Source organism: Clostridium sp. LIBA-8841, from assembly GCF_034439435.1.
In the GTDB taxonomy this organism is placed as follows: domain Bacteria; phylum Bacillota; class Clostridia; order Clostridiales; family Clostridiaceae; genus Sarcina.
This window is the reverse complement of record NZ_JAPCKJ010000001.1, coordinates 987,630-1,001,185: the sequence shown is the minus strand read 5'-3', so window position 1 is coordinate 1,001,185 and position 13,556 is coordinate 987,630. Positions and strand designations below refer to the sequence as shown.

Below are 13,556 nucleotides of genomic sequence, written 5' to 3'. Positions count from 1 at the left end.
TATGATTAAAGTAGGCCTTACAGGAGGAATATGTTCAGGTAAAAGTACGATTTCCTCTATGATAAAGGATACAGGAATACCAGTTATAGATGCAGATATTATTGCGAGAGAAGTATTAGAAAAATACCCTGATATACTTTTAAGGGTAAGAGTTACTTTTGGAGATCATTTCTTTGATTGGAGAGGTGACTTTAGAAGAAGAGAATTTGGTAACCACATATTTAGATTTCCTAAGGAAAGACTAAAATATGAAGAAATAATAATGCCATATATAAAAGATGAGATTGCTATGAAGCTTGATGAATATGAAAGATTAGGTACTAAGTTAGTAGTAATAGATGGGGCAACTCTAATAGAAAATAATATGCATAAAGATATGGATATGGTTGTTTTAGTTTGGGTAGATAAAAATAGTCAAATAGAAAGAATAGGCTTTAGGGATAAGTTGAGTAAGGGTGAAGCTATAAATAGAATAAATTCTCAGTTAAGTCTTGAGAAGAAGAAAGAGTATTCTAACTTAATAATTGATAATAGTGGTAATTTAATGAAGACAAAGGAACAAATTGATGATTTATTAGAGTTTTTTACTTTGTATCAATAGGAGAGTTATATGAAGAAAATTATAAGGCTAGTAATAATTGTTTTAGCCATATATTTGTTGTTTTTAGGGAGCGGATATATATTACGAAATGTTGTATTTCCATTAAAGTATATGAATTATGTAGAGAGATATAGTAAAGAATATGATTTGGATCCATATTTCGTTCTAGCTGTAATGAAGGCGGAAAGCAATTTTAATGAAGAGGCAAAATCAAATAAGGACGCTAGAGGGCTTATGCAAATAACCACATCTACTGGAAAATGGATAGCTGAACAGCAAGGGATTATTGATTTTAATACTGACTTATTGTCAGAACCTGAGGTTAATATAAGGTTTGGATGTTGGTATTTAAACAATCTTCATGAAGAGTTTAATAATTGGGATCTCGTAATTGCGGCTTATAATGCTGGTAGAGGGCGGGTTCAAGAATGGTTAAGTAGTAATGAGCATTCTAATGATGGAAAAAATCTTACTTACATACCATTTAAAGAAACTGATAAATATGTAAAAAAAGTAAATGTTTATTATAATATATATAGGTCACTTTATACTTAAGTGACCTATATGTATGTTTTTTAATATACATAGAAATAATATAAAGATTCTTAGTATTTTAGGTATTATATTTTTAATATGTTACCGCTAATTTTGGAGGTGATATTTTGAAAAAACGGGGAATAGCTATATGTGTAATAGTAATAATAGCTATAGGAGTATTATTTTTAAATAGAGAATATTTAAAACCAGTACATATGACAGTAGATTGGAATGATAATTTTAATCCACCACAGGAAAAAATGTTGTTTGATTTTATAGAGAATGATTTAAGCGAATCTGGATATGGAATCTATACAAATTATTTAGATAAGAGTTCTGAAGGTGATATAACTAAAGGTCATTCAGTTTTATCAGAATCAGAAGGACTTATGATGCTTTATGCAGTAAATGCTAATAATCAAGAGCTATTTGATGAGCATTTTGATATAGTTAAAGATATGCGATTAAAAAATGGACTTATAAGTTGGAGAAAAGATGGAAGTGAAAACTCTCCTTCTTCTGCAACAATAGATGAGCTTAGAATAATAAAGGCACTTCTTTTAGCAAATAACAGATGGGGAAACTTTTACTATAAGTTTTATGCCATAAACATTGGTAATTCTTTATTAAAACATGCAGAAGAAAATGGAACATTAGTAGATTATATAGATAATTACGGAAAAGGAAATACAACGACTTTATGCTATTTAGATTTGCCAACTATGAAATTATTAAGTCAAGTTGATAGGAAATGGGAACGCATTTATGAAAAATCTAATTCAATAATAGAGAATGGAAGAATATCAGAGAACTTGCCTTTATACAGAAAAGTATTTTATGAGGAAACTCAAAAATATGATGAAGATAAAAATATTGATTTATTATTATCTACAATAGTAATTTTAAATAGAATTGAAGTTGGAGAAAATGAAGATGCATCTATTAATTGGATAAAAGAAAAATTTAAAAAGGATGGATTTTTAGTAGCTACTTATGATTCAAAGAGTGGAAAAGCAACATCACAGGTTGAATCACCATCAATATATTCTAATGTAGCTTTAATAGCAAATTATATTGGAGATAAAGAATTATTTAATAAGGCAATAGATAAATTAAAGTATTACCAAATAAAAAATAAGGATAGTGTACTTTATGGTGCCTTTGGAGATTCAAAGACTGAAAGTGTGTATTCTTTTGATAACTTAAATGCTCTATTGGCTTTCCAAAAATATAAGGAATAAAATAATCATATTCTGCATATAAATATATTGGCAAATATTTATATGCAGATATGGTGGAATGGCAGACACGATATCTTGAGGGGGTATTGCTCTAAGGGTGTGCGGGTTCAAGTCCCGCTATCTGCACCAAATGACTAATTTCTAATTATAGAAATTAGTCATTTTTTATTTTATTAAATGTATAATATAGTATTAAGCACTTATTAATAAGAGGGGTAAAATGAGCAAAAACTTTGATTATAGTCTTAAAAATTTAAGCTATACATTAGAAAAATCTTTAAGAGAGGGTTCATTTTTAGGAGAAGGACATAACGGAGTAGTATTTTTGCTTGAAGAAAATAAGGTTATAAAAATATTTAGAAGAGTTACTGTTTGGAATGATGAAAGTAGTATTTTAAAAAGAGTTGGAAAATCTAGATTTTTCCCTAAAATGTATGAATCTAAGGAAGGATATATTGTTAGAGAATATGTTGAAGGAATTCGCTTAGATAAATACTTAAGAAGAAATAGTTTAGATGAAAGTTTATGTAAAGAACTATATTTAATGATTTTGGACTTTGAAAAACTAGGATTTAAGAGAATTGATATAAGATGTAAAGATATATATATACAAAATGACTATACACTTAAAATAATAGATCCTAAAAATAATTATAAGAAGAGAGTATCTTATCCAAGACATCTTTTTAAAGGGCTTTATAAAAGAAATGAACTAGATAGATTTTTAAATTATCTTTTTAAGATGGATAAAAAGAGAGCTTTAGTTTGGAAGAATAAGTTTGAAGAATATGCAGAAAGAAAAAACTTATCAACGAGATATTAATAATTTTTAAAAAATAGTAAATTAATAAAGTTAGTTGTTTAAGGGAGCGGAATTAAGTAGTATCTTATACATAAGAAGATTTTTAAACTATATAGTCTAAAAGGGGAGCTGATGAAATTGAGAGAAAGTTTTGCATTTAAAGATAGTGAAGGATTAGAATTACAAGGATATAAATGGAGTGATGGTAAAGAGTTCAAAGCGGTGGTGCACATATTACATGGAATGACAGAAGATGCAATTAGGTATGATGAGTTTGCAGAAAGACTTGTTGAGGAAGGTTTTTTAGTTTATTCTCATGATCATAGAGGGCATGGCTTTACTGCAAAGGAATTGGATTCTTTAGGATATATTGCTGATGATGAAGGCTTTGAATGGATGGTTGAGGATGCCAAAATACTAATAGAAAATTCTAAGGAAAAACATAAAGGATATAAAATAATACTCTTTGGTCATAGTATGGGTTCATTTATAAGTCAAAGATTAGTTCAAAAGTATAATGATTTAGTAGATATGTTAATTTTATCAGGAACTAATGGAGAGCCAGACAAATTAGCTCCTATTGGAGAAGTAATAGCTAAAATAGAAAGTAAGTTAAAGGGGAAAAAGCATAAAAGCAAATTAATGGATAGCTTAATTTTCGGAGGTTTTAATAAAAATTTTAAACCATGTAGAACCAGCTTTGATTGGCTTTGTAGTGTAGAGGAAGAAGTGGACAAATATATAGATAATGAAAGATATGGATTTATATGTTCAAGTTCATTCTATTATGATCTATTAAGAGGGTTAAGAAGCATACATAAAGTTGAAAATATGAGTAAAATAAATAAAGAAATGCCTATATATATTTTTGCTGGTGATAAAGATCCAGTTGGTAATTTTGGGAAAGGTATAATTAACTTAAGAGATAAATTAAAAGAGTTCGGAGTAAAAAATGTTCAGTATAAACTATATGAAAATGGTAGACATGAAATGTTAAATGAAAAAAATAAAATAGATGTTATGGAAGATACCATTGCATGGATGTTGAAAAATATTTAAAAGATATATATAATAAATTAGAGTTTTAATGGGAGCGTATCAAAAGATTGATACCTCCTTTTTTAATTTCTATAAATTAAAAAAAATTTGATATAATAGATTAATATAAATAGATTAAAAAATAGGAGAAGATATGGATAATGATTATAGAGTTATAGATAATTATATACGTAGTGGCGATAAAGCACATGATGAAGGTAATTTAATAAAGGCATTAAATTATTATTTAAGAGCAGAGGAGCTTTTAGGGGAAGAAAAGGATATTGATTTAATAATAAGTATAGCTTTAATGTTAGATGAATTAGGTGATACTGAGAAAGCTAAAGAAAAATATGAAGAGGCTTTAAGTATAAATAATTGTGAATTTAGAGCTTATTATGGTTTAGCTGTAATATATGATGAAAAAGAAAATTATAGAAAAGCTATAGAATTATATAAAAAAGCTATTGATATAAATTCAGTATATGATAGAGCTATATTCTTTTTAGCAAATTCATTAGATAATGTTGGAGATAAGGAAGGTGCTATAGAGTATTATAAAAAAACAATAGAAGTTTGTCCTGAAGATTTTTGGGCATATACAAATTTAGGATCAATATATGAAGAGCAAGATATGCTTCAAGAAGCATATAGAATGTTTTCTAAAGCACTTCAGATAGATGGAGAACATTATTTAGCACTATTTAATATGGGAGTAATATATAAGAGGCTAAATGTTTATGATAAGGCTAAGAAGTTTTATGAAAAATCAATAAAGAAGAATTTTGGATATGCTTATACATTTTTAAATTTAGCTGTAATATATAAAGAAGAGAATAATATTGAAAAAGGAATAGATATATTATCATTAGGTTTAAGATTTAATCCAGAAAATCATTTCTTATATTACAATAGGAGTTGTTTTAAGGCTATTTTAGGAAAAGATTTAGATGATGCTACAAATGATTTGATTAAGGCAGTTGAATTATATCCTGATTTTGTTAAATATATAAATAAGGATAATGATCTAATTGAGGTAAGAAATAGTAATAAATTTAAAGGTTTTTTAGAGACGTTAAATATTGGCTAAGACCAGTATTAACGTCTTTTTATTAATTACAATTTAATACAATAATTTACAAAAAAATAAATAATTTCATTTGCTTTTTATGATAATGTATATTTGTATGATTATTTTTAAGAGGGAGTGAAGATGTTGGAATGTATGGGAAATGATTATATGTATTTAAATTTGAGTAAAGTACGTAGTTTAATTAATATTTTTATTGGAATAATATTTCTTTTATGTACATTATATATTTTTAATCCATATGCTGCTATTGATATATCTACAATTATTGAAACTATATTGATGTTTGCTACAACGTTTATTGCTACAACAGTGTTTAAATTTTCTAATAAGAAGATTTTTAAGTTAATAAGTATTTACTTATTGATTATTGCTTTATCAAAGTTTAATACATTAATATATTTAATAATATCTTTTAGAGAGTATGAAATACTGGAATATACTAAGTTAAAAAGTGTTTCTGTATGTGTTATTTTAGAAAGTATATATTGTTTTCTAGTTATAACATATGTAAAAAATATAGAATCAAAAACTAAGAAAATAATTTATTTTTTAGCTAGTATTGCTTTCATTAGTATATTTTTTAATAATATGTATATTTTTTGGAGTATATCCATAGTATTACTTTCAATGATTTTATATGTTTTGAGAGATTTTAAGCTCTACGAAAATAATTTATTAAATCATTTAAAGCTATTAGTTTTAACAAACTTCTTATTAATAATATTAGATTTTTTGACTTATAGATTTAGTTTAGAATTTTTGATTTTATTAAATGATATATTGAAAATATTAGTATATTTTATTGTATATGTTTGGATTTCAGATATGATGATTAGAAAGCCCTATGAGACTTTACATAGGGATGTAATTGATAAAAATCAAAAGCTTGAAATATTAAATAAGCGTATGGAAGAAAGTAATAATGAGTTTAAAGAATTTAAGAAGAAAGTAAGGGATATGGAAAGTTATTTTAAGAATTTTTTAGATAGTATACCTATGTCTATGGTAATTTTGAAGAGTAGTAATTATAGAATTTTTACAGTAAACAAAAAATTATTACATGAATTAAAGTTAAAAAATAAAAGAGAGATTATAAATAAAAATTTATTTAAAATAATAAATGTTAGGAATAAAGAAGAGCTTCTGTTAACAAGAAAAGGAGAAGCTTCACTTGTGGTTTGTGGAGTAGAAGTATTTTGGGAATTAGAAGTTTTAATGGACAAAGAGGATTATTTAATAATAGCATTAAAAAATATAACTGAATTAAAATGTTCAGAAAAGATAAAAGATAATTTAAGGAAAAGGACTTTAGAGGAACAAATAAAAAATGATTTTTTATCAAGTATTTCTCATGATTTAAAAACTCCTATAAATGTTATATATTCGTCAGCTCAGGTACAGGAAAAGTTTTATATTGAGAAGAATATTAAAAAAGTTGATTATTATAATCAAGTTAATAAAGAAAATTGCATAACCTTGATGAGATTAGCGAACAATTTAATCGATTCATCGAAAATTAATTATGATTATTTGAAACCAAATTTAAAAATTTATAATATAGTAACTTTGATTGAAGATTCAATTGGGAATTTATCTGAATATATCAAGGAAAAAAAATTAACATATATTTTCGATACTAATGAAGAAGAAGTGTATGTTAAGTGTGATCAAGAGTTTATTCAGAGAATAGTTTTAAACTTAATTTCAAATTCAATAAAGCATACAATTGAAGGTGGAATTGGAGTAGAGATTAAAGCAAGCAAAAATAAAGTTGTTATTAGCTTTACAGATACAGGGGAAGGCATGGATAAGGAGTTCTTAGAAAGAGCTTTCTTAAGATATAGCAAGGGAAATAAGAATAAAAAGGGTTTGAAAAACAAAAGCACAGGTATTGGGCTATATATTGTTAAGAACTTAGTTGAATTACAAAATGGAATTATAAAGATAAATTCAATTAAGGATACAGGAACAAATATAAGATTGGAATTTAATAGGGAGAAAGAATGTGGAATATAAAGTAGAATATGAAAATCCTAAGTTACAATATTATATCTTAAGGTTAATATATATAATAATAATAATATCAGCATTATTGTTTAGAGGAACAGAAAAATATATCTCATTTTATAAATTTCTAGATTTAGCTACAGTTGTAATGTTAGGCACTACATTACTAATAGGAATAAGTAGTAGGATAAATAATAAAAATAATTTAATTTACTTTGTTAATATAGGAATTTATTGGTTCACTATACCGAAATTCTTTTATTTGATTACTAAAGCAGAAGCATACGTAACGGATAGCATGGTAATTTATAAAGTAATAAGTGTACTACTTCAATACTTTGTTACGCTTGTAATAATTCTAGGTAAGAAAAAGAATATAGACTTTAAAAAATTAAATATTATTTTATTAATATCAAATATTGTTTTTAATATTATTTATGTAATTATAGCAAATAACGTAAAATTAATGAGAGCTATTCTTAAGGAGGTAAATATAAATAATTTTATGTTTATATTTGTTGTTCTTTTATTTGTAGTATTACTTATAATGATTTTTATGGATGAAGGTAATACATCTGATAAATTTTTTTATTACTTAATTGGATATATTTTGTTATTTTCAGTAGGTAATATTATACTTTTAAATAATCTTGATGATATCAAAAATACAAGTATATTAGATGTTTTTTTTAGTCAAATATTAGATTTTTCAGCCTTTTATATTTTAGTAGAAGGAATAATAAGATTCTCATTAAATAAGAATTTTAATGATATTAATAAAATAATGATCTTAAAAAGAGAAGAATATAAAAAGAATAAAAGGTATTTACAGAAGAAAATAGATGAACTAAAAGAGTTAGAGAGGCTTCTAGGTAGAGAAGAACGATTATTTAATAAAATAGTTTCTATAATTGGAGATTATATCTTTATTTTTAAAGAAGAGAAACTGTTCTATTTAAATAATGAAGCATTGAATTTTTTAGGAATTAGTGATAGAGAATTTATTTTATCTGAAAGTATGGAAGTTTTAAAGAAAAGAATATTAAAAAAGCAAGTTTATTCAAAAGAAAAGAGTAGTATAGATTCGCACAAAGAAATAATTTTTAAGAATATTAATGGTGGATATTCTAATGGAGAAGTTTATAAAATACCTTTTGGAGATAATTATGAATTTATAATTATAAATGATGTTACGAAGAAAAATAATATTTTAAGAATAAATAAATATTTAACAGAAAAATTAGAGGAAGAAAATATAAAGGGAGAATTCTTTACTAATATATGTCATGAATTAAGGACTCCTATAAATGTAATAAATTCAGCTCTTCAACTAAATAATTTAAATATAGAAAAGCAAAATATTGAATCTATAGAAAGAAATAACTTAGTAATTAAACAGAATTGTTTAAGACTTATAAGAACAATAAATAATTTTATTGATGCTAATAAGATATCAGAAGGGCAGATAGAAGCTAATGTTATGGTTCTTAATATAGTTGATGTTGTTGAAAATATATTAGATGCATCCGCAGAGTATATAAAAAAGAAAAAAATTAATTTTATTTTTGATCCAGATTTTGAAGAAATATTTGTAGCTATTGATAGAGAGTTTTTAGAAAGAATAATATTAAATATATTGTCTAATTCAGTTAAGTATGGAGAAGTAAATGGAAATATATATGTAAAGATATATTTTGAAGAGAAAGACCTTGTAATAATGATAGAAAATGATGGAATTGCTATAAGCTATGATGAGCAAAAATATATATTTGACAAATTTACAAAAAATAATAAAGCTTTAAATAGAACTCAAGAAGGCAGTGGATTAGGACTTTATATAAGTAAGTCTTTAATGAAAATGCAAGGAGGAGATTTAAGGGTAGAAATACATGGAGATTATGGTAATAGATTTAAATTGTATTTTTATGATGTAGATTTATTTAAGGAAACTGAAAGAATAGAACATGTATTTAATAATAATTACTATAATTTAATGGAAAAAGCTGAAATTGAATTTTCTGATATATACATATAATATATATCAGAAGAAACACATATAATTACCTGAGAGGTGATATATGTGAATATCTTTAAGGTCAATGGAAAATTCAATTTAGGAGATATCATAATAAGTTTATTAATAACACTAGGTGGCGGATTTGTTATTGGAAGGTTTATAAAAGGAAGTACAGAAATATACGATAACCTCAATAAACCATGGTTTGCTCCTTCATCAGAGGTATTCCCAATAGTATGGACTATTTTATATATACTTATGGGAATCGCAGCTTACAGAATATATTTAAGGCATAAACAAGGAGAAAAGACAAAGGCTGCACTTTGGTTTTATATTGTACAACTCCTATTAAATTTTGCATGGAGCATAGTATTTTTTTACTTTAAACTATACGGATTAGCATTTATAGAACTTATAATACTATTAATATTTATAGTTATAACCACAATTAAGTTTTTTAAATTTGATAAAATAGCAGGAATTTTAATGATTCCTTATATAATATGGGTTTCTTTTGCTGGAGTATTGAATTTTTTCATATGGATGCTAAATGAAATGTAATTAAAAATCCCTTTTATTTTTATAGAATAAGAGGGATTAATTATTTAGTGCTATAATTAATAAATAAAAGGGGGAGAAAAGATGTTAATTAGAAATGGAAAGATATTTACCTGTGAACAAAGTAAAGTGTATGAGAAGGGTGATATTTTAATTAGGGATGGAAAAATAGATAAAATTGCGGAAGATTTAAGTCAATACATAGAGGATGAAGAGGTTATTGATGCCCATGGATTATTTGTTTTTCCAGGTTTTATAGAGGCTCATTGTCACCTTGGATTACATGAAGAGGGGAATAAGGGAGCTGGAAATGGAACAAATGAAATGAGTGATCCTATAACGCCACAAATGAGAGCTATAGATGGAATAAATCCATTTGATGGAGGATTTCAATGTGCAAGAAAGGCAGGAGTTACTACAGCTGTAATTGGACCAGGAAGTGCTAACATAATAGGTGGGCAATTTGCTGCAGTAAAAACAAATGGAATATGTATTGATGATATGGTTATAAAAGAGCCTGTGGCAATAAAGGTTGCTTTTGGAGAAAATCCAAAAAGAGTTTATTCAGGAAAGAATAAGATGCCTAATACAAGAATGGCTATTGCAGCTTTATTAAGAGAAACATTAACAGAGGCCATTAATTATAAAAATAGAAAGATTGATGCTGAAATAGAGGATAAAGATTTCAATAAGAATTTAAAATATGAAGCTCTTCTTCCATTACTTAATAGAGAAATACCTATGAAAGCTCATGCACATAGAGCAGATGACATTTTAACTGCTATAAGAATAGCCAAGGAGTTTAATCTTAAATTGACTTTAGATCATTGTACAGAAGGACAATTAATAAGTGATTATATTAAGAAAGAAAATCTAGATGCTATAGTTGGTCCAACTTTAAGTTTTAATGGAAAAGCAGAAACTTTAAATAAAACATTTAAAACACCGAAGGCATTAGTTGAAAAAGGCATTAAGATTGCCATAACTACAGATCATCCAGTAGTAACAATAGATAATTTACCACTTTGTGCAGCCATGGCCATGAAAGAGGGACTTACTTTTAATGAAGCATTAGAAGCAATAACAATAAATCCCGCTGAAATAATAGGCATAGATGAAAGAGTTGGAAGCTTAAAAGAAGATAAGGATGGGGACTTAGTAATTTTAGATGGAAGTCCTTTTGAAATAGCTACAAAAACCATTTATACAATTATAAATGGAGAGGTAGTTTATAAAGACTATGAATAAACGTCATTTTATATTATAATAAATAATGTTTTGAATTTAGTTTAAACCATAGCATAGAATTAATATATTTTAGATAAATGAATACTCACAGTCTTGTAGGCTGTGAGTTTATTATTTCAATAGAGTGAAATAAATTTTTAAATATGTCAAAGATAGATAATAGGGAGTACATAACGATTCATAGAACAAAAGGATGATAATTAGGAGTGATACTTTGAAGAAGGTAATAATTGCAGAGAAACCATCTGTTGCTAGAAATATTGCAGATGCTTTTAACATAAAAAAAAGAAAAGATGGATATTTTGAAGGCGAACAATATCTTATAACATGGGCTTTTGGACACTTATTGCAGTTATTTGATGCAAAGGATTATGATGAGAACATGAAGGGATGGAGGATGGAAAAGTTTCCTTTCATTCCAGAGGTATTTAAATATAAAATAAAACAAGATTCTTTAAATAGAAATATGATTGATAAGGGTGCCGAAAAGCAAATAAAGATAATAAAAGGACTTATAGATAGAGATGATGTAGATGGAGTAATTTCTGCTACTGACTTTGATAGAGAAGGACAAGTAATTGCAGATGAAATTTTCCTGTATTTCAAGGAAAAGAAACCTGTTTATAGACTTTTATTAAATGAATGGACACCGGATGAAGTTAAAAAAGGAATGGAGAAGTTAAAGCCTAATGAAGATATGCAATCATTACAAGATGCTGGTATAGGAAGACAGTGGGCAGATTGGATAATAGGAATAAACTTAACTTCTGTTACAACCATAAAGTATAAATTAAATGACGGACAAATATTAAACATAGGAAGGGTACTTTTACCTACTTTAAAAATAATTTATGATAGAGATAAAGAAATAGAAAACTTTAAATCAAGTGCTTATTATAAGTTAAATGGCACATTTAAAACTTCAAAAAATGAGGAATTTGAAGGAACTTATTATGAAAATAACTCTGAGAAGTTTGAAGATAAAAAAGTTCTAGATGAAATAAAAGAAAAAATAAAAGATAAGAATGCCGAGATAATTGAGAAGCAAACAGAAAGAAAAAAAGAATATCCACCATTCTTATTTAATCTTTCTAATCTTCAAGGATATGTAACAAGTAAATATAAAGGATGGACTTCAGATAAGGTTTTAAAAGTAGCTCAGTCTTTATATGAAAAGAAGTTTATAACTTATCCTAGAACAGGAAGTATGGCCTTAGAAGAAAGTTTAGTTGATAGGACTAGAAATGTCCTTGAGAAGCTTAAGGTTGGATTACCTTATGAGAATCAAATAAAGTTTGTTCAAAGTAAAAGAGTTTTTGATAATTCAAAGGTTGAAAGCCATAGTGCTATAGTACCAACATATATGAAACCTAATAATTTAACTCAAGATGAGAAAATAGTCTATACGGCAGTAAAAAATAGATTTTTAATGCAGTTTATGCCTGTAGCTGAATTTGAAGAGACTAAGATAACTTCAAAGGTAAATGATTCAGAAGTTAAAGGGGTATTTATTTCAAAAGGAAAAGTTCAGCTTATTGAGGGATGGAGAGTTGTTGAAAAGATAGATAGTAAAGATACAATACTTCCAATGGTAAATGAAAAAGAAATAGTTGATTTAGTAGATAGTAAAATAAATAAGGTTACTAAAAAACCACCTAAAAAGCATACAGAAAAGACATTACTTAGAGTTATGGAGACTTGTGGTAAGAGTTTTAAAGAAGATGCAGAGGAAGATAGTGAAGAAATGATGGCTTCAATATTAAGTGGATTTAGTATAGGAACACCAGCTACTAGAGCTGAGACAATTAAAAAGCTTAAGGACGTAGGATATATTACTACAAAAGGTAAGAGTTTAACTTGTACAGAGCTTGGTAGAACAATAGTTGAAATATTCCCTGTTAAGGAACTTCTAGACTTAGAGTACACAGGAAGGTTAGAGAAAACCCTTTCAGATATAGAAAGAGGGAAGGTTAAAAAGGAAGATTTCCTAGAACTTATAAGAAGCTTTACTATAGAAGGTGTTAATGCTATAAAGAAAGATGATTCTATGGCAAAGCATTTTAAGGTTGAGGCACCGGAAGGAGTAGAGGTTTTGGGAACTTGTCCTAACTGTGGAAATCCTGTTGTAGAAGGAGAAAAAGGCTTTGGATGTGTAAACTGGAAAAATGGATGTAAATATACTATATGGAAAAATGATAAGTATATAACTTCCTTTGGAAAACAAGTTACTCCTCAAATGGTAAGACTTCTATTAGCTAATGGAAAGGTTGGGTTTAGAAATCTAAAAAGTAGAAAGGGAAATACTTTTGCAGCATATTTCATATATGAAAAAGATGAGGAAAAAGGTTATTTCACATGGAGAATGGAGTTTATTTAAGTGAATAACTTTATAGAGGAAATTAAATAAATAGAGA

At 26.5% G+C, this 13,556-nt stretch carries 11 protein-coding genes and 1 tRNA gene; all 12 read left to right on the top strand.

The window, feature by feature from the left end; genetic code table 11:
• Position 1 precedes the first annotated feature (1 nt).
• On the top strand, positions 2–601 hold the full coding sequence (gene coaE, locus OIF33_RS04370) for a dephospho-CoA kinase (RefSeq protein ID WP_322503001.1): 600 nt from the start codon (positions 2–4) through the stop codon (positions 599–601).
• A 9-nt stretch (positions 602–610) separates the two neighbouring features.
• Complete coding sequence (locus OIF33_RS04365; protein WP_322503000.1) at positions 611–1,156, top strand: lytic transglycosylase domain-containing protein; 546 nt, start codon at positions 611–613, stop codon at positions 1,154–1,156.
• Positions 1,157–1,263: 107 nt separating this feature from the next.
• Positions 1,264–2,379 (top strand): glycosyl hydrolase family 8, encoded by a 1,116-nt coding sequence (locus OIF33_RS04360; protein WP_322502999.1) that lies wholly within the window; start codon positions 1,264–1,266, stop codon positions 2,377–2,379.
• A gap of 44 nt (positions 2,380–2,423) precedes the next feature.
• Positions 2,424–2,508 (top strand) — tRNA-Leu (locus OIF33_RS04355).
• Between the two features lie 91 nt (positions 2,509–2,599).
• Positions 2,600–3,202, top strand: coding sequence for a hypothetical protein (locus tag OIF33_RS04350; protein ID WP_322502998.1), 603 nt, complete (start codon positions 2,600–2,602; stop codon positions 3,200–3,202).
• A 117-nt stretch (positions 3,203–3,319) separates the two neighbouring features.
• The gene (locus OIF33_RS04345) at positions 3,320–4,240 is read left to right on the top strand and encodes an alpha/beta fold hydrolase (protein WP_322503254.1); all 921 of its coding nucleotides are present in this window, start codon (positions 3,320–3,322) and stop codon (positions 4,238–4,240) included.
• Positions 4,241–4,373: 133 nt separating this feature from the next.
• Entirely contained in the window at positions 4,374–5,309 is a 936-nt protein-coding gene (locus OIF33_RS04340; RefSeq protein WP_322502997.1) for a tetratricopeptide repeat protein, read from the top strand.
• 123 nt (positions 5,310–5,432) lie between these two features.
• Positions 5,433–7,328: a HAMP domain-containing sensor histidine kinase gene (locus OIF33_RS04335; protein WP_322502996.1), complete on the top strand. Its 1,896-nt coding sequence runs from the start codon at positions 5,433–5,435 to the stop codon at positions 7,326–7,328.
• Positions 7,318–9,354: a HAMP domain-containing sensor histidine kinase gene (locus OIF33_RS04330; protein WP_322502995.1), complete on the top strand. Its 2,037-nt coding sequence runs from the start codon at positions 7,318–7,320 to the stop codon at positions 9,352–9,354. Before OIF33_RS04335 ends, OIF33_RS04330 begins: the two co-directional genes overlap by 11 nt.
• 45 nt (positions 9,355–9,399) lie before the next feature.
• The gene (locus tag OIF33_RS04325) at positions 9,400–9,897 is read left to right on the top strand and encodes a TspO/MBR family protein (RefSeq protein ID WP_322502994.1); all 498 of its coding nucleotides are present in this window, start codon (positions 9,400–9,402) and stop codon (positions 9,895–9,897) included.
• An 81-nt stretch (positions 9,898–9,978) separates the two neighbouring features.
• Positions 9,979–11,142 carry an amidohydrolase gene (locus OIF33_RS04320; protein ID WP_322502993.1) on the top strand — a complete coding sequence of 388 codons (1,164 nt, stop codon included), beginning with the start codon at positions 9,979–9,981 and terminating at the stop codon, positions 11,140–11,142.
• A 214-nt stretch (positions 11,143–11,356) separates the two neighbouring features.
• Positions 11,357–13,519 carry a type IA DNA topoisomerase gene (locus OIF33_RS04315; RefSeq protein WP_322502992.1) on the top strand — a complete coding sequence of 721 codons (2,163 nt, stop codon included), beginning with the start codon at positions 11,357–11,359 and terminating at the stop codon, positions 13,517–13,519.
• Positions 13,520–13,556 lie beyond the last annotated feature (37 nt).